21 protein-coding genes are annotated in these 25,324 nt (G+C 68.4%); 10 read left to right on the plus strand and 11 right to left on the minus strand.

Annotated elements, in window-relative coordinates; all coding sequences use genetic code 11:
- The first annotated feature begins 1 nt into the window (after position 1).
- Positions 2-1,225, plus strand: coding sequence for a hypothetical protein (locus tag F573_RS0109745; RefSeq protein ID WP_019022431.1), 1,224 nt, complete (start codon positions 2-4; stop codon positions 1,223-1,225).
- Between the two features lie 53 nt (positions 1,226-1,278).
- Here the strand turns inward: F573_RS0109745 and cysZ are convergent, their stop codons facing one another.
- From cysZ to F573_RS0109765, 4 genes are read right to left on the minus strand one after another with little or no spacing between them, the layout of a single operon-like run.
- Positions 1,279-1,989, minus strand: coding sequence for a sulfate transporter CysZ (gene cysZ, locus F573_RS0109750; protein ID WP_019022432.1), 711 nt, complete (start codon positions 1,987-1,989; stop codon positions 1,279-1,281).
- Complete coding sequence (locus F573_RS0109755) at positions 1,986-5,087, minus strand: EAL domain-containing protein (RefSeq protein ID WP_019022433.1); 3,102 nt, start codon at positions 5,085-5,087, stop codon at positions 1,986-1,988. The genes cysZ and F573_RS0109755 overlap by 4 nt, the downstream gene beginning before the upstream one ends.
- Positions 5,084-5,965 (minus strand): PhnD/SsuA/transferrin family substrate-binding protein, encoded by an 882-nt coding sequence (locus F573_RS0109760; protein WP_019022434.1) that lies wholly within the window; start codon positions 5,963-5,965, stop codon positions 5,084-5,086. Before F573_RS0109760 ends, F573_RS0109755 begins: the two co-directional genes overlap by 4 nt.
- A gap of 15 nt (positions 5,966-5,980) precedes the next feature.
- Positions 5,981-6,586 (minus strand): bifunctional 2-polyprenyl-6-hydroxyphenol methylase/3-demethylubiquinol 3-O-methyltransferase UbiG, encoded by a 606-nt coding sequence (locus tag F573_RS0109765; RefSeq protein WP_019022435.1) that lies wholly within the window; start codon positions 6,584-6,586, stop codon positions 5,981-5,983.
- Positions 6,587-6,717: 131 nt separating this feature from the next.
- Here F573_RS0109765 and F573_RS15410 point away from each other — a divergent pair, with 131 nt between their 5' ends.
- The 6 genes from F573_RS15410 (at position 6,718) to F573_RS15560 (ending at position 16,445) form a co-directional block, all read left to right on the plus strand.
- The gene (locus F573_RS15410; RefSeq protein ID WP_019022436.1) at positions 6,718-7,611 is read left to right on the plus strand and encodes a DUF6498-containing protein; all 894 of its coding nucleotides are present in this window, start codon (positions 6,718-6,720) and stop codon (positions 7,609-7,611) included.
- Positions 7,572-8,414 (plus strand): hypothetical protein, encoded by an 843-nt coding sequence (locus F573_RS15415; protein WP_019022437.1) that lies wholly within the window; start codon positions 7,572-7,574, stop codon positions 8,412-8,414. The genes F573_RS15410 and F573_RS15415 overlap by 40 nt, the downstream gene beginning before the upstream one ends.
- A 206-nt stretch (positions 8,415-8,620) precedes the next feature.
- A complete protein-coding gene (locus F573_RS0109775; RefSeq protein WP_019022438.1) occupies positions 8,621-10,246 on the plus strand; it encodes a methyl-accepting chemotaxis protein in 1,626 nt (541 codons plus the stop codon).
- 95 nt (positions 10,247-10,341) lie between these two features.
- A complete protein-coding gene (locus F573_RS0109780) occupies positions 10,342-12,861 on the plus strand; it encodes an EAL domain-containing protein (RefSeq protein ID WP_019022439.1) in 2,520 nt (839 codons plus the stop codon).
- Positions 12,862-13,032: 171 nt separating this feature from the next.
- Positions 13,033-14,364, plus strand: a complete 1,332-nt coding sequence (locus F573_RS0109785; protein ID WP_019022440.1) for a DEAD/DEAH box helicase — start codon at positions 13,033-13,035, stop codon at positions 14,362-14,364.
- Between the two features lie 170 nt (positions 14,365-14,534).
- Complete coding sequence (locus F573_RS15560; RefSeq protein WP_019022441.1) at positions 14,535-16,445, plus strand: methyl-accepting chemotaxis protein; 1,911 nt, start codon at positions 14,535-14,537, stop codon at positions 16,443-16,445.
- Between the two features lie 7 nt (positions 16,446-16,452).
- Here F573_RS15560 and F573_RS0109795 read toward each other — a convergent pair whose 3' ends face one another.
- The 7 genes from F573_RS0109795 to egtC form a co-directional block, all read right to left on the minus strand.
- A complete protein-coding gene (locus F573_RS0109795) occupies positions 16,453-16,806 on the minus strand; it encodes an ArsC family reductase (RefSeq protein ID WP_018870451.1) in 354 nt (117 codons plus the stop codon).
- Complete coding sequence (gene dapD, locus F573_RS0109800; RefSeq protein WP_018870450.1) at positions 16,799-17,620, minus strand: 2,3,4,5-tetrahydropyridine-2,6-dicarboxylate N-succinyltransferase; 822 nt, start codon at positions 17,618-17,620, stop codon at positions 16,799-16,801. The genes F573_RS0109795 and dapD overlap by 8 nt, the downstream gene beginning before the upstream one ends.
- A 93-nt stretch (positions 17,621-17,713) precedes the next feature.
- On the minus strand, positions 17,714-18,910 hold the full coding sequence (gene dapC, locus F573_RS0109805) for a succinyldiaminopimelate transaminase (protein WP_019022442.1): 1,197 nt from the start codon (positions 18,908-18,910) through the stop codon (positions 17,714-17,716).
- A gap of 97 nt (positions 18,911-19,007) precedes the next feature.
- On the minus strand, positions 19,008-19,328 hold the full coding sequence (locus F573_RS0109810; RefSeq protein ID WP_019022443.1) for a rhodanese-like domain-containing protein: 321 nt from the start codon (positions 19,326-19,328) through the stop codon (positions 19,008-19,010).
- A 24-nt stretch (positions 19,329-19,352) separates the two neighbouring features.
- Complete coding sequence (locus tag F573_RS0109815) at positions 19,353-20,099, minus strand: SIMPL domain-containing protein (RefSeq protein WP_019022444.1); 747 nt, start codon at positions 20,097-20,099, stop codon at positions 19,353-19,355.
- A 34-nt stretch (positions 20,100-20,133) separates the two neighbouring features.
- The gene (locus tag F573_RS0109820) at positions 20,134-21,321 is read right to left on the minus strand and encodes an SUMF1/EgtB/PvdO family nonheme iron enzyme (RefSeq protein WP_019022445.1); all 1,188 of its coding nucleotides are present in this window, start codon (positions 21,319-21,321) and stop codon (positions 20,134-20,136) included.
- 15 nt (positions 21,322-21,336) lie between these two features.
- The gene (gene egtC, locus F573_RS0109825; RefSeq protein ID WP_019022446.1) at positions 21,337-22,119 is read right to left on the minus strand and encodes an ergothioneine biosynthesis protein EgtC; all 783 of its coding nucleotides are present in this window, start codon (positions 22,117-22,119) and stop codon (positions 21,337-21,339) included.
- Positions 22,120-22,234: 115 nt separating this feature from the next.
- Between egtC and egtD the strand changes: the two genes are divergently transcribed.
- The 3 genes from egtD to F573_RS0109840 are packed head-to-tail and all read left to right on the plus strand — an operon-like array spanning position 22,235 to position 25,294.
- Positions 22,235-23,263, plus strand: a complete 1,029-nt coding sequence (egtD, locus tag F573_RS0109830; RefSeq protein WP_019022447.1) for an L-histidine N(alpha)-methyltransferase — start codon at positions 22,235-22,237, stop codon at positions 23,261-23,263.
- A 4-nt stretch (positions 23,264-23,267) separates the two neighbouring features.
- A complete protein-coding gene (locus F573_RS0109835; protein WP_018870443.1) occupies positions 23,268-23,771 on the plus strand; it encodes a histidine phosphatase family protein in 504 nt (167 codons plus the stop codon).
- A gap of 2 nt (positions 23,772-23,773) precedes the next feature.
- Positions 23,774-25,294 carry a Ppx/GppA phosphatase family protein gene (locus F573_RS0109840; RefSeq protein ID WP_019022448.1) on the plus strand — a complete coding sequence of 507 codons (1,521 nt, stop codon included), beginning with the start codon at positions 23,774-23,776 and terminating at the stop codon, positions 25,292-25,294.
- Positions 25,295-25,324 lie beyond the last annotated feature (30 nt).

Genomic DNA, 25,324 nt, shown 5'->3' on the forward strand with positions numbered 1-25,324 from the left:
GATGATGTGGAAAGTACTGGCGGTGTTCGCGGGCCTGGCGCTGGTCTGCGCCCCGGTGGCGGCCTCGGACCGCGAGGATCCGGCGGAGCTCGACGGGGTCGCTGTCGAGGAGGTGGTGGAGGAGGATGACGGCGAGGAGGACGCGCTGTCGTTCGACCAGCGTCGGGCGGTGGAGCTGCTGGGCGAAGCGAGCCGGCACTTCGACGAGCTGACCGAGCTGCCGGAAAGCCGCTGGCTGAGGCGCGATCAGCAGAGCGCCCGGGAGGACATCGACGACCTGATCGATGACGCGCTGGAGGTCATGGACGTGCCCGAGATCGTGTCCATGCGCCGCCAGTACCGGGAGCTGGAAGACCGGATCATGACCGAGCAGGAACGTCGGGCCGATCTGCGCGAGGAGCGGATGTTCGCGCCGGATACGGATGCCAGCACGCTCGCTCGGTTCACGCCCACCGAGACCCTGCGCGAGATGACCGCCCGCACCCGGGGTGACTTCGACCGCCTGATCGAGGCACGCGAGCGCAACATCGCCGCCTACGAGGAGGAACTGGAGGCGCTCAAGGGCGAGATGGCCACGGCGCTGGAAGGCGTGGGGCTGTCCATGCCGCCGGACCAGCTGGAACTGTGGATGAGCTCGGCGATCGGCGACGACGTGGTGTCCATGGCGGTGGTGTTCCGCAGCATCCGCACGCTGACGCAGCGTCTCGAGGAGCTCACCCGCGAGAGCGGAGAAAACCTCAATGTGGCCGGTCGTTACTACGGCATGGTGGTGATCCTGCATCGGCTGGTGGTGACCATGCAGGAGCGCTTTGTCGAACGGGTGGACGAGGAGATCGTGCCGCGCCTGGAGGCCTACCGCGAAGAGGCCGACGAGATCATCGCCGAGTCGCGGGAACTGATCCGCGAGGGCGGGCACCGCGACAGCCTGGAGTCCAATATCGCGGCCAACGAGCTGACCCGACAGGCGATCGACCTGTACCTGGAGGTGGTGACCGGCCAGCGCGAACAGGTGGCCGAGGCGCTGGAGATCAGCCGTTACGAGAAGCAGGTAGCGGTCAATACCTACCGGACCGTGCAGCTCAGCGCCAACGTGGCGGATCTGATCCGCGATGGCCTGGACACCTTCGAGACCCTGTCCGAGCTGCAGGTCCCGGAAACCGCGGAATTCCGCAACGACAAGATCCGCGAGGAATTCCGCCGTCTGACCGAAAGGCTGGAACGGTGAGCGGCAGGAAGACCTCCCCGACGCGCAACGCGTCCTGACCCTGTCCCGTCCCCTCAGCCTCGCGGCTGCTGGCGCACCCACAGGTGGGTGGCGCCGATCACTGCCGCCGGGACCAGCAGCAGGTTGACCACCGGCACCATCGCCAGGAGGGTCGTTCCGGCGCCGAACGCGAGGGTCTCCGGACGGCGCCGGCCCAGGCCCTTGCGGATCTCGGCAAAGGTCAACCCGTCGTTGGCCAGCGGCGGCTCCTGGAACTCCACCGCCAGAACCCAGCTGCCGAACACGAACCAGGCGAGCGAGGCCAGCAGGTTGAGGCCGGGTATCACGGTAATCAGCAGCACCGGGATGAACAGCAGCGCGTAGTAGCCGAACTTGCGCAGGGCGGTGGCCGTGGCGTGGCCCATCTCGCCCGCCAGCGAGCGCGCGGACTGGCGCGGTTCGTGGCCGAGGCCCCGGGCGGTGCGGTAGGCCAGCGGTCCGGAGAAAGGGCTGGCGATGATCGCGGCCAGGGCCACCGCGGAGACCCCGAAGCCCACCAGCAGGGTCAGCACGAACAGCGGCCAGAGCAACCAGGCGAGCCAGTCCCAGCCGGCCGGCAGCCAGGTGTCCAGCAGGATCTCGAAGCCGAATCCGGCGGCGACACCGATCCCGACGATGACCCCGATATTGATCAGCAAGGGCCCGATGACGAGGCCGCGCAGCCCCGGGTCGAACACGCGCGCCAGCCCGCGAAACGGCGCGAGGAACGCGAACAGGGCGTTCATCCCGCCTGCCACTGGGCCAGCCATTGGGGAATCTCTGCGGCGGGCATCGGGCGTGCGATGCCGTAGCCCTGGACGACCTCGCAGCCGAGTTCCCGCAGGCGCTCGCCCTGCTCGGGGGTTTCCATGCCTTCGGCGATGATCTGGCGCTGGAACACCTGGGCGAGCTGGATGATGCCTTCCAGCAGGGCGAGGTCGTCGGGGTCCTCGAGCATGTCGCCGACAAAGCTGCGGTCGATCTTGACCACCTGCACCGGGATGCGCTTGAGGTAGGACAGCGACGAGTAGCCGGTGCCGAAGTCGTCCAGCGAGAACTGCACGCCCAGCGCGGCGCAGCGTTCGATCACGCGCGAGACGTGGGCGAGGCTGGCGAGGGCGCTGGATTCGAGGATCTCCAGTTCCAGGCTGTTGGCGGGCAGATCGGGGAAACGTCCGAGCAGTTCGGCGATCTGCTCGAAGAAATCCGGCTCCTGCAGGTGCTCGGCCGGCACGTTCACGCTGACCGGCAGGTGGATGCCGCTGGCCTGCCAGGCACTGACCTGCGTGAGGGCCTGTTCCATCACCCAGCGGCTGACATCCACTTCCAGCGGCTGTTCCAGCAGGTCGTCGAGGAAGGCGCCCGGGGGCAGCAGTCCGCGTTCGGGATGTTGCCAGCGGATCAGGGCCTCCGCGCCGATGACCTCGCGGGTGCGCAGGTTCACCTTGGGCTGGTAGAACAGCACGAACTCCTCGCGTTCCAGCGCGAGCTTCAGCCGTTCGAGGGTCTCGTGGCGATCGCGCAGGCGACGATCCCCGGCGGCGTCGAAGAAGTACGGCCGGTTCTTGCCCTGCAGCTTGGCCTGGTAAAGGGCCTGGTCGGCCTGACGCAGCAACTGTTCGCCGTCCACGTCCTCGTCGGCCTGCGGATAGGTGGTCACGCCGATGCTGGCATTGCAGCTCAGGTTCTGCCCGTCGATCCGCATCGGCCGCTGCAGCGTGCGCAGCAGCTCGTCGATCAGGGCGCGGCACTGCTCGTCGCTGTCGAGGTTGACCAGGACCAGGACGAATTCGTCGCCGGCCAGCCGGGCCACGGTGTCGCCCTCGCGGCGACCGGCCTCCAGCCGCCGGGCGAGTTCCAGCAGCATCCGGTCACCGGTCGCGTGTCCCCACTGCTCGTTGATGTCCTTGAAGTCGTCCAGGTCCAGGTAGGCCACGCACACCCGGCGGCTTTCGCGCGTGGCGAGCTGCATGGCCTGGCGCAGACGGTCGAGCAGCAGGACGCGGTTCGGGAGTTCGGTCAGCGGGTCGTAATGCGCGAGGAATTCGAGCCTCTCCTGGTATTCGCGGCGTTCGGTGATGTCGGAGAACAGGCCCACGTAGTGCAGCAGCTCTCCGTGTTCGTCGCGTACCGCGCTGATGGTGCCCAGCTGCAGGTAGAGCTCGCCGTTCTTGCGCCGGTTCCACAGTTCGCCGTGCCAGTAGTCGTTTTCCCGCAGGTCCTGCCACATCCGGCGATAGAACGCTGCGTCCTGGCGTCCGGAACCGAGGATCGACGGGTTGTGACCCTCGACCTCTTCCGGTGTGTACCCGGTCAGCCGGGTGAAGGCCTCGTTGACCATCAGGATCCGGGACTGCGGGTCGGTGATGATGATCGCCTCGTTGGCGCTGGTGAACACGCTGGCGGCCAGTTTCTGTCGTTCCCGCGCCCGCTTGTGTTCGCTGATGTCGCGGAACAGGGTGACCGCGCCGGTCCGGACCCCTTCCTGGTACAGCGGCCGGCTGGACACCTCCACCGGGATCGGGCGGCCGTCCTGATGGCGGAAGGCTTCCTCGCCCTCGAAAACCTGCCCCGTGGTCACGCGCTGGCGGATGGGGCAGTCGCGCTCATCGGGGTACAGGTTGCCGGCGTGCCGATGGAACCGGGTGTGGGCGTCCTTGCCCAGCAGGTCCTCCGGCCGATATCCCAGGATCTCGCTGGCTGCGGGGTTGATGAAGGTGATGCGGCCGGCCTCGTCCTGGGCATACAGGCCTTCGGCCATGGTGTTGGTGATGGCCTGCTGGTAGGCGCGCTGGTTGCGCAGACGTTCACGGGAAGTCACCAGCCGCAGCAGCAGGAGCAGGGCCAGGCCGATCAGCAGCGTGGCGCCCAGCGCGGCGGCGGCGAATTCGCGCCGGAACACGCCGGTCAGCGGGTCCGGGGTGTAGGCGACCACATAGGCCACGCGGTCCCCGGCCGGATCGGTGATCGGCAGCAGGTTGGCCGCCCAGGTCGCGCCCTCCAGCTCGACGGAGAGCACCCCCCGCGCCCCCGCATCGATCGCCTCGGCGGTGCCCGGGTCATCGGCCAGCTGCTGGCTGATCACACGGATCTCTTCCGACGGCGGCCGCGGCGAGTCGGGGAACACCAGACTGGTGTCCTCGAGGACGTAATCCGGGTGCAGGCAGGAGGTCTCGTGCAGCGAGAGGAAACCCGGCGGCACCTTGTCCTCCACTGCGTCGCGCCGCAGGATCAGCTGGAACTCCCGGGTTTCGTCCAGCTCGTTCATCATCTCGCGGACGTAGCGAAACGGGATGCTGAACTCCACGCTGCCGACGAATTCGTCCCCGTCGTGCAGCGGATAGACATAGCGAAAACCGGACAGCGAGCGCCCGGTCTCGAACCCGGCCGCCGGTTCGCGGGTGCGGTGAACTTCGCGGATCAGTGGTCGCGTCGCGTACAGATCATCACCGAGGTATTCCGGCGAGAAAAAGCGCAGAAAGCTGATTCCCTCGGCGGTGTGGAAATGCAGTTGCCGCAGTTCGCCTTCGCGCAGGCGGTCATAGGTTGGCCACAGGGTGCGATACAGCCGCCCGCGCAGGCGGGCGCGCTCCGCCTCGTCCTCGGCCTGCTGGCCCGCGCGCAGCAGTTCCACGACCTCGGTGCGATTGACCGCTTCGCGGAAGTACGCCTGCGCGGCGAGGTCAAAACTGTTGACCGCGGCCTGGTAGGCGGTGTCGAGCGTCGCGGTCTGGCGCTGTTCGTGCATGCCTGCCTTGTCCTGCCAGTTCAGATACAAAAACAGCAGGACGAGCACCCAGGCCGCCGCGGCCAGCAGCCAGATGATACGACGGTCCAGGGTCATGGTGCGGGGGCCGTCAGGTCGGGGAGCCCGAGCTCGGGAATCGCGACCTCGCCGTGCAGCCGCCGTACCGCCGCGTAATCCTCATCGTCGACCGCCTGCGCGCCGTAGCGCAGGCTTTCGCCCCATTCGGCCATGCGTTCGGCGTCCTCGTCCGATTCTGCGGGCCGCAGACGAACCAGCGCCTCGCGCAGTTCCTGCAGCCGTGCGTCGCTGACGGTATCGCGATTGGCGACCAGAGCGAAGCCGGGCAGCGGTTCGCTCTCGGCCACCGTCACCAGGCCCAGGTGCGCATAATTGCGCGCGATGTGGGTCTTCAGCCGGCCGGCCAGGGCCTCGCCGCGCACCACGGCGAGGGCCACGTCGTCGTGGTGGCCGAGGTAGCGGTAGTCGGTGGCCGCGAGCCGGATGCCGCCGTCGCGCAGCAGGTGCGCGGTGGCCAGATAGCCGCAGGTGGACAGGGGCTGGGTCAGTGCCACCGGCTGGTCGGTCAGATCGTCCAGCGGGCGGCGTTCGTCGGCGAACATCACCACCGAGCAGGTGTACTGCGCCTCACCTCCGGGTTCGCGGAAGGCCACCACCGGTGTGGCCTCGGGGTAGCGGGCGCGCAGCGAGACATAGGGCAGGGGACCCAGATAGGCCAGGTCCACCGTGCCGTTGTGGAAACGTTCGAGGATCTCGTCGTAGTCCGTGGCGTAGCGGATCTCGAAATCGACCTCCAGTTCCTGGCTCAGGTACTCGAGCATCGGCTGCGTCTCGCGCATCACCGTTTCCGGATCCTGCATCGGCAGCGGGGCAAACTGCAGGGTCCCGGCGAAGGCCAGACCGGGCAGCAGCCCGCACACCAGAAGCGGGATCCGGAAAAGTCGTGCGTTCAGCATGGACACAGGCTAACACTACTTCGGCGATGCGACGGCCAGGCAGGCGGCGCGTGCCCCGTGGCGTTGGATCACGGTCCATTCCTCGATGTACAGACCGGCGGCATCCAGCTGGGCGCGAAAGTCTTCCTCGTAGGTGACGCGGCCGAAGTCGATGCTGGTAAGCCTGCGCAGGGCGGGCTTGAGCCGCTCCAGCACCGGCGATCGGCGCTGCTGGATGGTCTGGGTGAAGTAGATCCGCCCGCCCGGGCGCAGCAGGCCGATGCAGTGGCGCAGGGCCCCGACCGGGTCGGGCAGCAGCATGAAACTCCCGGAGAAATACACCGCGTCGCAGGGCTCGCCGTTGTGGTCGTACACCGACCGCCAATGCACCGTGACCCGGTCGGACAGCGCCGCTGCCGCGACCTGCCGGCGGGCACGGTCGATGTAGTCGGCGTCGATGTCGATGCCGGTCACGGTGAGGTTCTTCTGCCTGACGGTGTCCGTATTGGCCAGCAGCGCGCCGGCGGTGCCGATGCCGACGTCCAGCAGGTGCGCGCCCGGCGGCAGACGCTCGAGGACCGCGGCGTACCAGCGCGCGGTCATGCGCAGAATCAGGCTGTCGTAGACCAGGCTGCGGAACATGCGGGCAGGATACCGGATCGGTTGTGGCGGCGCGGCCCCCTGCATATGGAGGGGTTGCCGGGGCGGGGGACCGTTTAAGCTTCCGGGCGGCGGGCCATGACGGCCCGCGAACTTCCTGCCGGAGTGCTTGCATGCGTGATCGGGTACTGGTGACTTCCCTTCTGCTGGTCGCCGTGAACGGCCTTCCACTGGCCGGCGTGGTGTTCTTTGACTGGACGGTCTACGAGGTCCTGCTGCTGTTCTGGGCAGAGAACCTGGTGATCGGCCTGTTCACCGTGACCCGGTTCGTGACCCTCGCACGCCGCAAGGGCGAGAACCGCGCATGGTTCATGGCGCCGTTCTTCCTGTTCCATTACGGCATGTTCACCATGGTCCACGGCATTTTCGTGGTGACGATGTTCCGGCCCGATGACCATGCTGCGTCCGACTTCGGCCTGATGATCCCGTTTCTGGCGCTGCTGCTGAGCCACGGCACGTCCTATGTGCTGAACTTCATCGGCCGGCGCGAGTACGAGAGCGTGACCGCCAACGAGGTGATGGTCGCGCCGTACAAGCGGATCGTCGTCCTGCATGTCACCATCCTCGCCGGCGGCGGACTGGTTACGTATCTGGGGTCGCCCATGGCGGCGCTGGCCCTGCTGGTGGTGCTCAAGACCGCGATCGACGTGTTCACGCATGTGCGCGAGCACCGCAGAAAGCGTGCCGCCGAACGCCGCGAGCGCGAGACCGGCCGCGCCGACAGCCACGTGTTCCGCCTGTGGGAGAGCCCGCCCGCGGCCACCGAAACCACCGCGCGCCCGGCCACCGCCGATCCCGATGATCTGGTCGCGGAGCTGCGCCCCCAGCTGCAGGAGCTGGAACAGACCCGCCGCTCACTGCGACGGGGCGCCATCCTGCGCCTGATCGCGATCGTTCTGGTGCTGCTGGTGGGCGTGAACGGCCCGATCTATCTGCTGGGTGGGGCCTCGAGGAAGGACTGGAGGCCGTGCAGCCGTTTCTGGCTTTCGCCAGCACCGCCGCGGTGATGGTGCTGTTCGTCCTGAGCTTTGCCCTGTTTCGCCGGGCGCAGCAGAAATGGGAAAGCGAGGCCTGTACGGCACTGGTCCCCCGGATTGCCGAGGCGACCGGCCGGGGGCTGGATTACCGCATCGACGTCAACGCTCGGGAATGGGTGCAACCGTGGGTGACCCTGGGTCTGATCCGGCACTGGAATTCGGGCGGGGCGCAGCATCGGTTCTCGGGGGGTCGCCAGGGTCTGCAGTTCGAGGCGGTTCACGCCGATCTCAAGTACCGCAGTGGCGGGAAGAACAGCAGTACGGAACAGGTCTTCAGCGGGTTGCTGTTCCGCGTGCGCACCGATGGCGACGTCAACCCGGGGGTGGCGGTAAACCCCAACTCCTCCGTGCTGGCGCGTGCGCTGAGCGGGCAGACGGTCCCCACCGGGGACGAACGCTTTGATGAGGCCTTCCTGGTGGGGCCGGAGGAGGGGGCCAGTGTCGATGCCGGACACGTGCGCGCGACCCTGCCCCGGGAGCTGCGCGAGGCCCTGCTGACCCTGCGCGAAGTGGATGACAAGGTGATCGCAGTCAGCGTCGGGCTCAAGTACGACGCGCTTTATCTGGCCCTCTGGCTGAGCGAGGAACGCCGCGTGCTGGGCCCGTTGCGGGTCATGCAGGGTGCGCGGTTCCTGGACGTGGGCCATGTGATGAGCGGGCAGTCGCGGCTGGACTCGGGCGTGCGCGCGATGCTCGCCGACATGGAGCTGATCGACCGCGTGCTTGCGCATCTGCAACCGGCACTGCAGGGCACGGGACCTCGCTCCGCCTGACGCCCGTTTTTCCTTCCCCCGTTCCCCAAGCACCCCGAAACCCTGCACCGCAATGGTTCAGGGCGCGGGGTGTTGCCCCCTGATGTCGCAGCGTGGCGCCGGGTCTTTGAAGACGCGGGGCCCTCTTGTGATTTAAGTTTCATTTTTCCGGGACGTTAAATCCGTCACGACAATCAAAGTATTCCGGCTCACAAGGGGGAATCGCCATGCAATGGCTCGCCAATCTCAAGCTGCGCACCAAACTGGGGCTCGCCTTTGGCGTGGTCCTGCTGCTGATGCTGGTAATGGCGGTCACCAGTCTTACCGGTGATCGCCATACCACGGCGCAGTATGAGGCCGCGATGGAACGCATGGAGGACGTGCAGTTCCAGATTCAGATGGAAAGCCAGCATGTCAAATGGGCGCTGGATCTGTCGCAGTCGTTGCTGACGGGCAGCGAGTTCACCGGCGAACTGGATCATACCCAGTGCAACTTCGGCCAGTGGTATTACGACTTCCAGGATTCCGAGGCCTACGAGATGGCCAGTCCGGAGTTTCAGAGGGTCTTCGACCGCCTGGAGCAGCCGCATTACAACCTGCATGCCAGCGCGCACGCGATCACCGATGCGGTCCGTGACGGCGATGACAGCGAGGCGGAGGCGACCTACAGCCGCCAGACCCTGGCCCATCTGGAGACCATGGAAGAAGGTCTGCAGGACATGCAGCGGGTCCTGACCGCGGAAAGCGAGGCAATGACCGAGGCGGCCCGCAGCGCGCAGGTTCGTGCAGCGGGCATCATGATCGGCACCTCGGGGGTGGCCATCCTCGCCGGGGTGCTGATGGCGGTGCTGCTGGCCGGTTACCTGGTGCGTGCGATCGATGCCCTGCGGGCGCGGGCGGTGGAAATGGCGGACGGCGACCTGCGCGGCGATCCGCTGCCGGTCAAGGGGTGTGACGAGATCGGCGTGGCCACTGAGGCCTTCAATACCATGACGCAGGACATGCAGATGCTGGTCCGTCAGGTGGTGGACTCCGGCGAGCAGGTGGCCTCGGCGACCGATCAGCTGGCCGCGGTGGCCGAGCAGACCCGCAACGGCGTGGCCAGCCAGAAGGAGGAGACCGATCAGGTCGCCACGGCGATGAACGAGATGTCGGCGACGGTGGCCGAGGTGGCCAGCAATACGCAATCGGCGGCGGATGCGGCGGGGGCCGGCGATCAGGCGGCGACCGAGGCCAACGCGACCACGCGCCAGACCGCCGATGCGGTGGATCGCCTGTCGTCCGAGATCCATTCCTCGGCGGATGCGGTGCGCGAGGTGGCCGAGAAGAGCGAGGAGATCGGCCAGATCCTGAACATGATTCAGGAGATCACCGAGCAGACCAATCTGCTGGCCCTGAACGCGGCGATCGAGGCGGCGCGGGCCGGCGAGGCCGGACGGGGCTTCGCGGTGGTGGCCGACGAGGTGCGCGTGCTGGCCGGTCGTACCCACGAATCCACCGAACGGATCGGGTCGATCATTACCGGCCTGCAGAAGGGCGTGAAGAACGCAGTGGGCGCGATGGAGACCAACGAGAACAGTGCCCGCAGCGTGGTCGAGGAAGTCCACGGTGTGCGCGATCGCCTGGAGCAGCTGAGCCAGTCCATCCGCACGATTGACGAGATGACCACCCAGATCGCCAGCGCGGCCGAGGAGCAGAGCACCGTCTCCGAGGAGATCAACCGCAACGTGCAGAACATCAGCACCGTGGCGGACGAGAGCTTCAGCGCCTCCAGCCAGGTGGCCACGGCCAGCGAGCAGCTTTCGCGACTGGCGTCCGAATTGCGCCAGCGCGTGGAGCGTTTTCGGGTGTAGGATAAGACGGGTCGAACGGTGGAAGGCCGGAGGCCCGCATGCCCACAGCAGGGAACGCCAGGGAACGGATCCGGAGAAGGCCCGCGGCCACATGGGTGGTCGCGGGCTTTTTTGTGCTTGCGGGATGCGGCGTCGATGCGCCGCAGGACGAGCGGACCGTGCTGCATGTCGGGCTGTACGAGAACGAGCCCAAGATCTACACCGATGCCGAGGGGCAGCCGGCCGGGCTGTTCCCTGTGCTGCTGGAGGCCCTGGCCGGGCGCGAGGGGTGGCGCGTGGAGTACCGGGGCTGCCAGTGGGCCGAATGCCTGGCGCAGCTGGAGCAGGGCGAACTGGATCTGATGCCGGATGTGGCCCTGACCGGGGAGCGCGAGCATCGGTTTCGTTTCCACGAGGTGCCGGTGGCGCAGTCGTGGAGCCAGGTGTACGCCCCGCGCGAGGCTTCGGTGCGCTCGCTGGAGGATCTGGTGGAGCGGCGGGTGGCGGTGCTCGAGGACTCGGTGCACGAGGACTGGCTGTCGTCGGCGGCAGAGGGGGCACGTCTGGTGCGGCGCGAATCCCTGGACGGGGTGCTGGCAGCGGTGGGCGAGGGGGCCGCGGATCTTGCAGTGAGCAACAATTTCCACGGCGGACGGCACGCGGCCCGGCATGGTCTGTTCGAAACGCCGCTGTCCTTCGACCACACCGGGCTCTATTTCGCCGCCTCGCCCACGCTGGACCCGGCCGTCCTGGAGGCCGTGGACGGCCATCTGGCGACCTGGAAGGGTACGCCCGATTCGCCCTATCACCGTGCCATGGCGGAAACGCTCAGCCCCGAGGTGCGGGGTGTGTTGCCGGCCTGGGCCCTGCCGATGCTGGGTGTCTTCGCGGGCGTGGCGGTGGCCCTCGGGGGGCTGGTGCTGACCCTGCGCTGGCAGGTGCAGCGGAGCACGCGCGAGCTGGAGCGCGCAAGCCGGCGCTTCCGGCACCTGCTGGACAGCTCCCCGGTGGTCATCTATTCGCTGCCTCCCGACACGCGCGACCTGACCTGGGTCAGCGGCAATCTTGCGTCGCTGTTCGGGTGTTCGCCGGAAGAGGCCCTGCAGCCCGACTGGTGGCGCGAGCATGTCCACGCGGAGGACCGCACGCTGGCCCGGCGGGCGCGCGAACAGGCGCGGGAACAGGGGCATGCAGTGGTCGAGTACCGGTTGTTCGATGCACAGGGGCGGGTGCGACGCGTGCGCGACGAAATGCAGCGGGTCCCTGTGCACAACGGGCGCGGGGAGGCCCGCGAGGAGATCATCGGCAGCTGGACCGATCTGACCCAGACCTTCGAACAGCGCGAGCAGCTGCGGCTGCTGAGCCATTACGACAGCCGGACCGGTCTGCCCAACCGGGCCCTGCTGCATGACCGTATCGGGCACAGCATCGAACTGGCGATGGGCCTGGACGGTGCGACCCGGTTGCTGGTGCTGCTGGATCTGGACCGGTTCAAGGGACTGAACGAGACCCTTGGCACGGCGCTGGGGGACCAGCTGCTGCTCGGCGTGGCGCAGCGGCTGTCGCAGTATGTGGCGGCGCAGGATACGGTGGCGCGCTCCGGGCCCGACGAATTCGGTCTGTTGCTGGAAGCCCCGGCCGCGGGCGCGGCGCGGGAAGAATGGCTGAATGGTCTGCTGGCCGAGCTGCGCCGGCCCTTCGAGCTGGCCGGGCGTGCGCTGCGGATCACGGTCAGCGCGGGCTGCGCCGAATTTCCCCGCGACGGCGCGACCACCGAGGAGCTGTTCACGGCCGCGGAACTGGCGCTGGACGAGGCGCGGCGTGGCGGCGGGGATCGCTGGGAGGTCTATGTCACCGGGCTGGGCGAGCGGACTTCGCGACGCACGCTGCTGGAGCACGACCTGCGCGAGGCCCTGGTGCGCGAGGAGTTCGAACTTTTCCTGCAGCCGCAATACGGTCTGGATCCGTTCGTCCTGACCGGGGTCGAGGCCCTGGTGCGCTGGGAACATCCGGAGCGGGGAAGGCTCTCGCCCGGCGAATTCATCCCTCTGGCCGAAGAGACCGGGCTGATCGGAGCGATCGACCGCTGGGTACTGGACCGGGCCTGTGCGCATCTGGCCACGCGCGATGCCGAGGGAAGCCACGTGCCGCGCATCGCCGTCAACCTGTCGGTGATGGAGCTGGAGGGCGGCGAGCTGACGCCGGTGGTGCGCGAGGCGCTGGAACGCCATGGCCTGCAGCCCCATCGGCTGGAGCTGGAGGTCACCGAGACCATGCTGATGACCAGTCCGGAGGCCGCGATGGCCGAGCTGGGCCGGCTCAAGTCCCTGGGCGTGGCGCTGGCGATGGACGATTTCGGCACCGGCTATTCCAACCTGGCGCTGCTCCACCGCATGCCGCTGGACCGGCTCAAGCTGGATCAGTCGCTGGTGCGGGAAATCGGCCGTTCCGCTTCCAGCGAGGACATCATCCGCGCCATCATCGCACTGGCGCGAACCCTGGATCTGGAGGTGCTGGCCAAGGGCATCGAGACCGAGGCGCAGCGCGATTTCCTGCTGCGGGTCGGGTGTCGCGAGGGGCAGGGGTATCTGTGGTCCCCTCCGGTGCCGGCCGAGCAGTGCCCCTGCCGTGACTGAGCCAGCCCGCGCTGGCTTGTAATGGGGCCGGGAAGGCCGTATGGTGGCGGATTACCGAACGCCCCGCCCGTCAGCGTCCGTTCACTTGATCGTTTCGATCCCCCCGATGTCGTCTTCCCCGATGGGTGCCCCTTGGCCGAGCGTTGAGCGGCGGGTTGCGCTGGAGCACTCATGTCTGACCAACCGACTTTTGCCGGCCTGAATCTGGCCGAACCCCTGCTGCGCGCGCTTTCCGCCGCCGGCTACACCCATCCCACGCCGATCCAGGCCGGGGCGATCCCCGAAGTGCTGGCCGGTCGTGACCTGCTGGCCGCGGCCCAGACCGGAACCGGCAAGACCGCCGGCTTCACCCTGCCGATCCTGCAGAAGCTCGCGGAAAATCCGCCGGCGCGCGCCGGCAACGGCCGTCCGCGCGCCCTGGTGCTGACCCCGACGCGGGAGCTGGCTTCCCAGGTTCACGATTCGGTGAAGACCTACGGCCAGCATCTGGAGCAACGCTCCATGACCATCTTCGGCGGGGTGGGCATGAATCCGCAGATCCGCGCGCTGCGCAGCCGCATGGACGTGGTGGTGGCCACGCCCGGGCGCCTGCTGGATCACGCGAACCAGAAGACGATCGACCTGTCCGGGGTGGAGATCCTGGTGCTGGACGAGGCGGATCGCATGCTCGACATGGGCTTCATCCGCGACATCCGCAAGCTGATCGCGATGCTGCCGAAGAAGCGGCAGAACCTGATGTTTTCGGCCACCTTCTCCAATGACATCCGCAAGCTGGCCGATGGCCTGCTGACCGACCCGGCCTGCGTGGAAGTGGCGGCACGCAACACCGCCTCGGAAAGCGTGGAGCAGAAGGTCCACCTGGTGGAAAGCCATCAGAAGCGGGATCTGCTGAGCCATCTGATCCGCAGCAACGACTGGGAGCAGGTGCTGGTGTTCACGCGGACCAAACACGGGGCCGATCGCCTTGCGGACAAGTTGACCAAGGACGGGGTGCAGTCCGCCGCGATCCATGGCAACAAGAGCCAGAACGCCCGCACCCGGGCACTGGAGCAGTTCAAGTCCGGCCGCGTGCCGGTGCTGGTCGCCACCGACATCGCCGCGCGCGGGCTGGACATCGACCAGCTGCCGCAGGTGGTGAATTTCGAACTGCCCAACGTGCCCGAAGACTACGTCCACCGCATCGGCCGAACCGGCCGCGCGGGCTGTGAAGGCTCGGCGCTGTCGCTGGTCGGCGGCGACGAGCTGAAGCTGCTGGCCGGGATCGAGAAGCTGATCCAGCGCCCGATCGAGCGCATGGAGACCGAAGGCTATGCCGCGCCGCAGCCGGTGGCGGATGACCAGCCGCGCCGCGGCCGCGGCAAGGGCGGTGGTGCTCCCCGTGGCAAGGGCAACGGAAATGGCGCCGGCAACCGTTCCGGACGCGGCGGCGGTGGCCCGCGTCAGGGGCAGGGCCGCCGTGCCGAAGGTCGGGGTCGCGGTCAGGCCGCCTCCGGGCGCCGCTGACACGGCTTCCCCGGTGTCGCGGCGCGGCACCGGGGAATGCGGGGCGAGCGTCTTCCGTCCGCTCCCGAAGAAATGTGAAGTAGTACACGAAACGCACCTCCCGGGGTGCGTTTTTTCGTGGGCCTCAAGGCGGCTGGAGATTGGCCGTCAAAGGGATCAGGAACCGGAGGATGACGATGAAGATAAAGGGCCTGCGCCTCAAACTGATCCTGCTGGTGATCGCGGTCAGCACCATCCCGCTGTCCATCATGGGCGGGGTGACCTTCCACAGCATGAAGGGCCAGCTGCAATCCAGCCTGGAACAGACGCTGGTGAATGTCGGCGAGCAGGTGCAGGCGGCAGTCGACCGGCGGGTGCTGGATTATGGTCGGGCCCTGCGCAGCGTGGCCCGGGCGGATATCGACGATCCGGCCGATGCACAGGCCGCGCTGGAGGGCATGCGCGAGGAATATTCCGGCTTCCGCTGGGCCGGCCTGCTGGATGAAGACGGCGAGGTTCTGGCGGAAACCGGTGATGCGGGCGAGCTTCCGGGGGTTGGCAGCGAGGGTACCCGCGACGAAATCCTTGCCGCGGCGCGGGCCGGTGAACGTCTGCTGGATGTGGACGTCGAGGCGGATACGGCCGACGGGCGCTTTATCACCTACCTGGAGTCCCTGAACGACGGTCGGGTGCTGGCGGCCCAGCTGCCGATGGACGTGATCCGCGAAGTCTCCGATCGGGTCACGATCGGCGAGACCGGCCGGGTCACGCTGTTCAATGGCGACGGACGGCTGATCGGGCACCGCGACATGGGCCGCTTCGGCTATGACATGAGCGACTACGCCATCATGGAGTCGCCGGTGCACCACCGCGAAGGCGACCCGGGCGGGGAGTTCCTCAGTGGCGACGGGGACCGCAAGTGGGGTCTGACCGTGATGCTGCCGGAGATGGCGCAGGAGTATGACGTCCACTGGGGCCTGATCGTCGACCAGACCCTGGGCGAGTTGTACGCCCCGGTGAACATGCTGTGGTGGCTGTTGTGGGGGCTCTGGGTGGTGGCCTTCCTGGTCGCCCTGGCCATTGGCTGGATCTATGCCGGGGTGCTGACCCGGCCGCTGGAGCGCCTGGCCACCGGCCTGGAAGCGGTAGGCAGCGGTTCGGCGGATCTGGGGTATCGCGTGGATATCGCCACGCGCGACGAGATCGGCCGCACCGGCAGTGCGTTCAACCAGGTGATGGAACGGCTGTCCGCCCTGATCGGCCAGGTGGCGGACGCCGCCGACGGCATCGCCGCGTCGGCGCGTCAGCTGGAAGGCCGCAGTGCGGAACTGAGCCGGGCGACCGGTGAGCAGCGCAGCGACGTGGAGCAGGTGGTCACCGCGATGAACCAGATGTCGGCCACCGTGCAGGAGGTCGCGAACAACACCCAGAGCACCGCGGAGCAGGCCGATCAGGCGACTCAGGCGGTGCATGGGGGGCGCGATGTGGTGACCGCCACGCAGGAGACCATCAATGCCCTGGCCGGGGAGATCAATCGTTCGCGCGATGTGATCGACGATCTAAAGGGGGACAGCGACAACATCGGCACCATCCTGCAGGTGATCGAGGAGATCGCCGACAAGACCAACCTGCTGGCGCTGAACGCCGCGATCGAGGCGGCGCGGGCCGGGGAGGCCGGGCGCGGCTTTGCGGTGGTGGCGGACGAGGTCCGGCATCTGGCGCAGCGCACCAACGACTCCACCGGCGAGATCCGCGCGATCATCGAGAAACTGCAGGGTGCGGCGGGGCGTGCGGTGGAGGCGATGGATGCCAGTCAGCGGCAGGCCGAGTCCAGTGTCAGCAAGGCCGACGAGGCCCGCAATTCACTGGACGCCATCGACCAGTCGGTCAGCACCATCGACGACATGACCCGGCAGGTGGCCAGCGCCACCGAGCAGCAGAGCCAGGTCGCCGAGGAAATCAACCGCAACGTGCACCATATCAACGATCTGGCGGCCCAGAGTGCCGATGGCGCGAGCGACATGCAGCAGGCGGTGGAGGCCCTGGAGGGCCTCGCCCGGCAGCTGCAGCAGGAGGTCGCCGGCTACCGCCAGCAGGGCTGACGGGCCGCTACTCCGCCCCCAGGGCCCGGGCGTTCTCCGGGCCCCAGCCCAGCCTCACGCGGCCGGCGTGTTCGATCACCGGACGGCGGATCAGGGTCGGTTTCTCCAGCATCAGGGCCAGTGCGCTGTCCTCGTCGAGGGCCTCGCGCTGTTCCTTCGGCAGCTGGCGCCAGGTCGCGCCGCGGCGGTTGATCAGGGCCTCCCAGCCCAGCTCCATGGCCCATTCCCGCAGCCGTTCGGGATCCAGGCCGTCCTTGCGGAAATCCACGAAGCGATAGTCCACGCCGGCCGCCTCCAGCGCCCGGCGTGCCCGCCGCACGGTGTCGCAGTTGGCGATGCCGTGGAGGACGACTTCAGACATCGCGCAGCAGTTCGTTGATGCCGACCTTGGCCTTTGTCTGCTCGTCGACGCGCTTGACGATGACCGCGCAGTACAGCGAGTACTTGCCATTCTCCGCCGGCAGGGTGCCGGGGACGACCACGGCACCGGCGGGAACACGGCCGCGGATGATCTCGTCGTTCTCGCGGTCGTAGATGCGGGTCGACTGGCCGAGGTAGACACCCATGGAGATCACCGCGCCTTCCTCGACGATCATGCCTTCGACCACTTCGGAACGTGCGCCGATGAAACAGTTGTCCTCGATGATGGTCGGGTTCGCCTGCAGCGGTTCCAGCACGCCGCCGATGCCGACGCCGCCGGACAGGTGCACGTTCTTGCCGATCTGTGCGCAGGAGCCGACCGTGGCCCAGGTATCGACCATGGTGCCTTCGTCCACATAGGCGCCGATGTTCACGTAGGAGGGCATCAGCACCACGTTGGGGCCGATGTAGCTGCCGTGACGGGCGGTGGCCGGCGGCACCACGCGTACGCCGCCTTCGCGGAAGTCGCGGCTGGAGGTGTCGGCGTATTTGGACGCGACCTTGTCGTAGTAGTTGGTGAAGCCGCCCTTGATGAACTCGTTCTCCGAGATGCGGAAGGACAGCAGCACGGCCTTCTTCAGCCATTCGTTGACCACCCACTCGCCATCCTTCTTCTCGGCGACGCGGGCGCGGCCGCTGTCGAGCATGTCCAGCGCCTCGTTTACGGCGTCGCGCACGCTGGTCTCGACGTTGCGCGGGCTGATCTCGGTGCGGCGCTCGAAGGCGGTTTCGATAGTGTTCTGCAGGTCCGACATGGTGACGTTTCCTTGTGGTCGATCGTAGGACGGAAAATTGTGATGCGAAAATCCTGGTGCGAAAGGGGGCCGTGACGGGCTCGGCGATCCGCCTCAGCGATACAGCGCGACGATTCGCTCGGCGGCCTCGACACAGGCCTCAGGTTCGGCGACCAGCGCCATGCGCACATGGCCGGCGCCCGGGTTGTAGCCGCTGTCCGCGTGGCTGCGGCCGAGATAGCGCCCGGGCAGCACGGTGACCCCGGCCTCGGCATACAGCCGGCGGGCGAAGGCCTCATCGTCGCCGTCTGGTACCCGCGGCCACAGGTAGAACCCGGCTTCCGGCGTGCTGACCTCCATCACCTCCTGGAGCTTCGGCACCACGCGGGCGAACTTCTCGGCATAGAGGTCGCGATTGGCCTCGACGTGGGCCTCGTCCGCCCAGGCCGCGCGGCTGACCGCCTGGGTCGGGGTCGGCAGGGTGCACCCGTGATAGGTGCGGTACAGCGCGAAGCGTTCGAGTATTCCGGCGTCGCCGGCCACGAAGCCCGAACGCAGCCCCGGCAGGTTGGAGCGCTTGGACAGGCTGTGGAACGCGATGCAGCGCCGGAAGGTGTCGTTGCCCATGCGCACGGCGGCGCCCAGCAGCCCCGGCGGTGGATGGCCGCGCGGATGGTAGATCTCGGAATAGCACTCGTCGGCGGCGATCACGAAGTCGTGGCGCTCGGCGAGTTCGATCAGGGTCTGCAGCTGGTCCTCGGGGATCACCGTGCCTGCGGGATTACCGGGGTTGCAGATATACACCAGCTGCACCGATTTCCATAGCGATTCCGGTACCTGCGAGAAGTCCGGAAGGCAGCCGCGCTCGGCATCCAGGTCGTAGAACGCCGGTTCGGCCCCGGCCAGCAGGGCCGCGCCCTCGTAGATCTGGTAGAACGGGTTGGGCATCAGCACGCGGGCCCCGGCGCGCGGATCGACCACCGCCTGGGCGATGGCGAACAGCGCCTCGCGGGTGCCCGCGACCGGCAGGATCTGGCGCTCCGGGTCGACCCCGTCGGGCAGGGTGAAGCGCTGCTGCAGCCACAGGGCGATGGTCTCGCGCAGGGCGGGCGCACCACGCGTGGTGGGGTAGTGGTTGTAGCCGCTGACCGCTGCCTGCAGCGTGGGTTCGACGAAGTCGGGCAGCGGGTGCCGCGGTTCGCCGATGGACAGCGCGATCGGATCCACGCCCCCGGGCAGCTCCAGATCGGCGAACAGTGCCCGCAGGCGTTCGAACGGATAGGGCTGGAGCCGGTCGAGGTCAGGATTCATCGCTTGCTCGCAGTGGGCCGGAAAACCGGTCAGTATACGGAATGAGGCCGGCACGTCCCAGTATTCCCCGCACCGGCCGGGGCCGGGTCGGGCGGGATCAGTAGACGGGCATGTTCACGTCCACCTCGCGGGCCCAGGCGTCCACGCCGCCGCGCAGGTTGATGACGTGCGGGAAGCCGGCCCGTTCGAGAAATCCCGCCACCTGCTGGCTGCGTACGCCATGGTGGCAGATGACGACGATCTCGGCCTGCGGATCCAGTTCGTCCCGGCGCGACGGGATCTGGCCCATCGGCAGCAGGCGTGAGCCCTCGATATGGCAGTGCTCGAATTCCCAGGGTTCACGCACGTCCAGCAGCAGCGGCGGCGGGTCCGCCGTGGCGAGGTAGTCGTTCAGTTCCGGCGCGGTCATCTGGCGCATGCGGTCTCCGCTATGGTTCCCGGCTTATCGGGGTGTTACGCGCAGGGTGTCCGCTCCCAGGGCCTGCATGCGACCGTCCACACGGATGGTCAGGGTGCTCTCGCCGGCTTCCAGCGCGGGGGCGCTGGCAACTCCTTCGGAGCGTGCCATCATCGGCTGCGGTCCGTGACTGCGCTGGCGGGTCAATTCCATCTCCAGCGGCCGCAGATGCGAGGCGCCGATGCTGCGCGCCATCGCCCGGGCCTGATCCGTCAGGTCGTCCACCGCATCGTCGATCATCTCGCGGCGTGCCTCCCGTTCGCGCTCGGCGGACACGCCGAAACGGATGCCGCTGACGGTGAGCTCGTGTTCCTGCTGCAGCTCGCCGACGCGCTCGGTGAGGCTGTCGAAGTCGCCGCCGCGCAGTTCCAGACTCTGGCGCACCTGCCAGGCGGTGATCCGGCTGCGGTCATTGCGGTCCTGGATCGCGCGGGTGCTGTAGTCGAGGGTCCGGGTGTCGATGTGTTCGAATGCCTCGAGGTGCGCCAGGGCCCCCTCCATTCGCTGATTGACCTCGGCGGCGGCATCACGCGCTTCGGGCGCGCGGGCCTCGGCCACGAAGGTAGCGATCATGCGGTCGTTCTCGACCTGACGCTCGGCGGTGCCGGAGAGCTTGAACACCGTGGCCCCGTCGCCGCCCGCGGCGGCCGGCGTGGCGGTGGCGGCCCCGGCAAGGACCAGGCCGCAGAGCAGGGTGGTGATGCGGGTCGGAACGGAAGTCGGGGCAGGCATGGCGGTTCCCTCTCGGACATTCGTCCGGTCGTTGTCAATCCGTGCGCTCGCGCACCAGGCGCACTCCGGCGAACACGTGGCGCTTCTCCGGGGTGAAGAAATTGCGCAGGCTGGGCCGGCACAGGATCGGATCGCTCCATTCGCAGCCGCCGCGCAGGACCCGGTGTTCCCCGTCGAACCACGGCACCGAGAACCCCTCATAAGGATAGGCCCGGAATCCCGGATAGGGAAAGAACGCGTTGTCGCACCATTCCCAGACCTGGCCGGTGGCCTGCAACGCACCTTCCCGCGCGGCGCGTTCCCATTCATGTTCGTGCGGCAGGCGGGCGCCGGCCCAGCGGGCGTGGGCGCGCGCGGCAAACCAGCACAGGCCCATCGCTGGCGCATCCGGGTCCAGCGGGGCCTCGCCATCCGGACGGGTCTGCCACCATTGCCCATCCCCTGCCCGCCACCATCCCAGCGGGCCGCGGGTACCCGATTGTCGGAGCCACTCCAGGCCGGCGCGATCCCAGAATTCGGGGCGCCGGTAGCCGCCCTGTTCGATGAACGCCGCATGATCGGCGTTGCTGACCGGGCGGGCGGCGATCTCGAAGGGTCCGGTGGTGGTTTCGTGGACGCCGCGTTCGTTGTCGAAGGCGTCGACGCCGGCGTAGCCGACGGTGTGGCGGGCGGCGTCGAACGGGATCCAGTCGCGGTCCGGCACGCGGGTGCCCGTGTCCGCGCCCGGCCGCGGCGGGGCGGGTGCCCGTCCTGGGTGGGCGCCATGCAGCCGTGCGAACCAGCGGACCTGTTCCAGGGTTTCCAGATGCATCGCATGGTGCTGGGCCAGGAAACCGGCGAGATAGTCGCCGACCATCAGCGGATGGTCCTGGATCGCGGGGTCCGCCAGCCATTCGCGGTGCAGGGTCTGGCGCTCGTGGCCCCAGGCCCGCAGCCGGCCCCGCGGGGGCAGACGACCGCCCCGGCGCCATTTGGGGCTCAGTTCGGGGAGGTACAGGTCGTGCCAGTCGCGCTGCGCCTCGGGCGGTTGCTGCGGCAGGCGCTCGCCCAGCCAGACCGCCTCGATGAAATGGCAGTGGGCATAGTGCCAGTCGACCGGGCTCAGATCGCGATGATACTGATTGCGGCCCGCGGCGGGCGGAGTACCGTCGAGGGCGTCGTTCAGGCGCGCATGCTGGGTGGCCAGGCAGTCACGCAGATTGAGGGGCGGGTTCGCGGACATGTCGGCAGGAGCACGTTACAGGGCGAGAAGTTCCGGCGGGCTCTCGGGCTCCACGCACAGCAGATGATGCGGCGGCACCGCCCGCCAGGCCTCGCGGTCGGTCAGGGGTTCCGAGGCGATCACCACGCTGCCGTCGGGGAACGTCTCGTCATCGGTGGTGTAGTAAAGGCTGGGCGAGTCGGCATTCACCGCGTGGCGACTGGCCACGATGCGCCGACCGTCGCCGATGATCACGTTGAGCAGGGCGTGTTCGTCCCCCAGCCATTCGGCCACGAGCGAGAAGGCCTCGCCCAGTGCGCCTTCCAGGGTGGTTTCCGGGTCGTCGGCCAGCAGCTGGCGGATCAGCGCGAACAGGTATTCGGAATCCGTGGTTCCCTGGATGCCCTCCTCGATCGCCGGTTCCAGGCGCTGCTGGATACAGCGGCGGATGCGCGGGAGGAAGCCCCGGATCAGGCCGTTATGGCTGTACAGCAGTCCGTCGCGCGCGAACGGCTGGGCATTGGCGGTGTCGCCGCCGAAGCCGGGCGTCGCGCTGCGGATGGCCGCCACCCACTGGGGCTGGTGCAGGTGTCCGGCGAGGGTCTGCAGGTTGGGGTCTTGCCAGATGGGGTCGGCACGGCGATAGTTCAGCGGTTCGCCGCGCTCGTCGAACCAGCCGAAGCCGAAGCCGTCGGCGTTCACCCGAGCGTAGACCAGTTCCTGCGGTCCGATGGCCTGCTCGGTCAGCGAATGCGGCGGATCCATCAGCAGGGCCCGCAGGGGCAGGGGAGGACCGAGATAGGCGAGGTGGCGGCACATGGGAGTCGGCGGTTCGGGGTGGTTCGGAGAAAGTCCCGGCGAAGCACTCCGGTGCTGGGAGCCGTCGCGGTTTTCATGCTAGCGTGCCGGAAAACCCAAGACGACGGAACCCCCGATGGCCGCATCTCCCGCCGAGCGCATTCCCGAGCGCTATTCCCGCCGCACCGTCGAGGTTCGCGACGCGCACGCCGAACTGCTCGCCGACTTCCGTGCCGGGATGCTGGAACCCCCGCGCAGCCTGCCGCCCAAGTATTTCTACGATGCCCGTGGTTCGGCGCTGTTCGACGCCATCTGCGATACCCCGGAATACTATCCCACCCGTCTGGAGGCCTCGCTGCTGGAGCGCAACGCCGAGGCGATCATCGCGGCGGCCGGGGCGTCCACGCTGGTGGAGCTGGGCAGCGGCACCTCGCGCAAGACCGAATACCTGCTCGCGCCACTGGAACGCGCGGCCGGCGAGCGGGCGCATTACGTCGCCAACGACGTATGTGCGGAGATCCTCGACGAGGCCGGTGCGCGGCTGGTGGAGCGCTTCCCGCAGCTGAGCATCCGGGCGCTGGCGGGTGATTACATCGCTGCCCTGGAGGCCCTGACCGATGACGAGGCGGAGAGCGGTCACGGCGAGGCCCGGCTGTTCACCTTTCTCGGCAGCAGCCTCGGGAACTTCGAGGATGCCGAGGCGATCGCGCTGCTGCAGACGATCCGCCGGACCATGGGGCCGGACGATCACCTGCTGCTGGGCCTGGACCGGGTCAAGCCGGTGGACGTGCTGGAGGCGGCCTATGACGATGCGGCAGGGGTCACCGCGGCCTTCAATCTGAACCTGCTGTCGGTGCTCAACCGCGAGCTGGGGGCCGATTTCGACGAGCGCGGTTTCGTGCACCGCGCGCCGTTCAATCATCAGGCCTCGCGCATCGAGATGCATCTGGTGGCGCAGGCCCCGCAGCAGGTGCGGGTGGACGCGTTCGACACCACCCTGGAGCTGACCGCGGGCGAAGTGATCCGCACCGAGATCTCGCGCAAGTTCGACGCGACGATGATCGACCGGCTGCTTGCCGGCAGCGGTCTGCTGCGGGATCGCGAGTGGCTGGCCGGCGACGGCTGGTATTCGCTGCTGATGCTGCGACCGGACTCGGAGGCCTGATCCCGTGAAGCGCCCCGATCTGGTATTGCTGCGCCACGCCCAGTCCGAGGATCCGTCGGCATTCGACGGCCCCGACCGCGATCGTCCCCTGACCCGTGAGGGTGAAGCGAGCGCGGCGGCCATGGCCCGTGCACTGGTGCCGCTGCTGGCGGAGCCGGCGCGGGTCTGGGTCAGCCCCTGGCACCGCGCGGCGCAGACAGCCGCGCCGCTGGCGCGGGCCCTGGCCTGCGAGGCGGAAACCGTGGACTGCCTGCGCCCGGGGCAGCTGGTGGGCCCCGAGCTGCAGGAGCGGCTGCAGACGGAGAAGGATGGCGGCAGCATCGTGCTGGTCGGGCACGAGCCGGATCTGTCGCGGCTCGCCGGCCGCCTTCTCGGGCTGTCCGGCGGCGCGGCACCGGTGGCCATGGGCAAGGGCGATGCCTGCGGCCTGGGCGGCCATCTGCCCGGCCCGCTGCATCTGGTGTGGCACCTGCCGCGCGGGGTGCTGGAACGCCTCGGCGGGGCCTGACCATGACGAACGAGGGGCAGGCTGGCCAGCCCGGGGAGGTCGAGACCGTCGCGGCGGTGGACCTGGGTTCCAACAGCTTTCACATGATCGTGGCACGCCGCCAGGGCAGCGAGGTCCTGATGCAGGACCGCCTGAAGGACATGGTGCGGCTGGCCAGCGGACTGGATTCGCGCGGCGGTCTCGACCCGGCGGTGGCGGAACGGGCGATCGCCTGCCTGGAACGCTTCGGCCAGCGCCTGCGCGGGCTGCCACACGGCAGCGTGCGTGCGGTGGGTACCAATACCCTGCGCCAGCTGCGCAATGCCGATCGTTTCCTGCAGCGCGCCGAGGCGGCGCTGGGTCATCCGGTGGAGATCATCGGCGGGCGCGAGGAGGCCCGCCTGGTCTATCTGGGGGTTGCTCACACTCTGGCGGACGAGGGGGACCGGCGTCTGGTGATCGACATCGGCGGCGGCAGCACCGAGTTCATCATCGGGGCGCGTTTCGAGACCGAGCGAGCCGAGAGCCTGGAGATGGGCTGTGTCAGCTTCACCCGCCGGTTTTTCCCGCGCGGGCGCCTGACCCGGCGTGCGTTTGAAGCCGCGGAGCTGCAGGCCGGACGCGAGCTGCAGCCGCTGGTCGGGACCTATCGCCGGCTCGGCTGGGCGCAGGCCCTCGGATCGTCCGGGACCATCCTGGCCCTCAGCCGGATCGTCGAGGGACTGGAGCTGGATCCCGAACCGGGGCTCACTCTGGCCTCACTGGAGGCCCTGCGCGAGCGCATGATCCGCAAGAAGCGCAGCGCGGATCTGGACGACCTCCCGGGGCTCAACGAGGACCGCCGACCGGTGATTGCCGGCGGGCTGGCGGTCCTGATCGGGGCCTTTCGCGCGCTGGGGATCGAGCGTCTGCATCCCTCGGACGGTGCGCTGCGCGAGGGCGTGGTGCACGACCTGCTGGGCCGGATCCGCCACGAGGACGTGCGCGGACGTACCATCCATCACCTGCGCGAGCGCTTCGCGGTGGACGCGGAACAGGCGCGGCGCGTGCAGGCCACCGCCGACTGGCTGGCAGAGCAGGTGGCCGACGAGCTGGGCCTGGGGGCGGAAGATCGCGATCGCCTCAGCTGGGCGGCGGAGCTGCACGAGATCGGCCTGGCGCTGTCGCACGCGAAGTACCACAAGCACGGGGAATACATCCTCGACTGGGCCGACCTGCCCGGGTTCTCGCGGCCGGAACAACAGGAACTGGCGCGCCTGGTGCGACTGCATCGGCGCAAGCTCAAGGCCTCGCTGCTGAAGGACCCGCGTCCCGGGGACGACGAAGGTTTCCGTCATCTCGTGGTGCTGCTGCGGCTGGCGGTGCTGCTGCACCGCCCGCGTACCGACGACCCGCTGCCGCTGGAAACGGTGCGCCCGCGCACGGCGGGCCTGGAACTGACCTTCACCGACGGCTGGCTGGACGCACACCCGCTGACCCGCGCCGATCTGGAGGCCGAGGCGGCGGAACTCAAACGGGTCGGGGTTCGCCTGGCCTTCGCCTGACCGGGATCCGGGCCCGGGCCGCGCGCCCGG

Source organism: Thioalkalivibrio sp. ALE23 (genome assembly GCF_000378545.1).
GTDB lineage: Bacteria > Pseudomonadota > Gammaproteobacteria > Ectothiorhodospirales > Ectothiorhodospiraceae > Thioalkalivibrio.

What these genes read in the sequence shown, in the direction of transcription:
- F573_RS0109820 (WP_019022445.1), bottom strand. Translation starts at nt 21,321, where the DNA reads ATGTCCGCGAACCCGCCCCTCAATCTGCGTGACTGCCTGGCCACCCAG.
- F573_RS0109760 (WP_019022434.1), bottom strand. Translation starts at nt 5,965, where the DNA reads ATGCTGAACGCACGACTTTTCCGGATCCCGCTTCTGGTGTGCGGGCTG.
- F573_RS15410 (WP_019022436.1), top strand. Translation starts at nt 6,718, where the DNA reads ATGCGTGATCGGGTACTGGTGACTTCCCTTCTGCTGGTCGCCGTGAAC.
- egtC (WP_019022446.1), bottom strand. Translation starts at nt 22,119, where the DNA reads ATGTGCCGCCACCTCGCCTATCTCGGTCCTCCCCTGCCCCTGCGGGCC.
- F573_RS0109755 (WP_019022433.1), bottom strand. Translation starts at nt 5,087, where the DNA reads ATGACCCTGGACCGTCGTATCATCTGGCTGCTGGCCGCGGCGGCCTGG.
- F573_RS0109795 (WP_018870451.1), bottom strand. Translation starts at nt 16,806, where the DNA reads ATGTCTGAAGTCGTCCTCCACGGCATCGCCAACTGCGACACCGTGCGG.
- F573_RS0109765 (WP_019022435.1), bottom strand. Translation starts at nt 6,586, where the DNA reads ATGTTCCGCAGCCTGGTCTACGACAGCCTGATTCTGCGCATGACCGCG.
- F573_RS0109785 (WP_019022440.1), top strand. Translation starts at nt 13,033, where the DNA reads ATGTCTGACCAACCGACTTTTGCCGGCCTGAATCTGGCCGAACCCCTG.
- egtD (WP_019022447.1), top strand. Translation starts at nt 22,235, where the DNA reads ATGGCCGCATCTCCCGCCGAGCGCATTCCCGAGCGCTATTCCCGCCGC.
- cysZ (WP_019022432.1), bottom strand. Translation starts at nt 1,989, where the DNA reads ATGAACGCCCTGTTCGCGTTCCTCGCGCCGTTTCGCGGGCTGGCGCGC.
- F573_RS0109815 (WP_019022444.1), bottom strand. Translation starts at nt 20,099, where the DNA reads ATGCCTGCCCCGACTTCCGTTCCGACCCGCATCACCACCCTGCTCTGC.
- dapC (WP_019022442.1), bottom strand. Translation starts at nt 18,910, where the DNA reads ATGAATCCTGACCTCGACCGGCTCCAGCCCTATCCGTTCGAACGCCTG.
- F573_RS0109810 (WP_019022443.1), bottom strand. Translation starts at nt 19,328, where the DNA reads ATGCGCCAGATGACCGCGCCGGAACTGAACGACTACCTCGCCACGGCG.
- F573_RS15560 (WP_019022441.1), top strand. Translation starts at nt 14,535, where the DNA reads ATGACGATGAAGATAAAGGGCCTGCGCCTCAAACTGATCCTGCTGGTG.
- F573_RS0109840 (WP_019022448.1), top strand. Translation starts at nt 23,774, where the DNA reads ATGACGAACGAGGGGCAGGCTGGCCAGCCCGGGGAGGTCGAGACCGTC.
- dapD (WP_018870450.1), bottom strand. Translation starts at nt 17,620, where the DNA reads ATGTCGGACCTGCAGAACACTATCGAAACCGCCTTCGAGCGCCGCACC.
- F573_RS0109775 (WP_019022438.1), top strand. Translation starts at nt 8,621, where the DNA reads ATGCAATGGCTCGCCAATCTCAAGCTGCGCACCAAACTGGGGCTCGCC.
- F573_RS0109745 (WP_019022431.1), top strand. Translation starts at nt 2, where the DNA reads ATGATGTGGAAAGTACTGGCGGTGTTCGCGGGCCTGGCGCTGGTCTGC.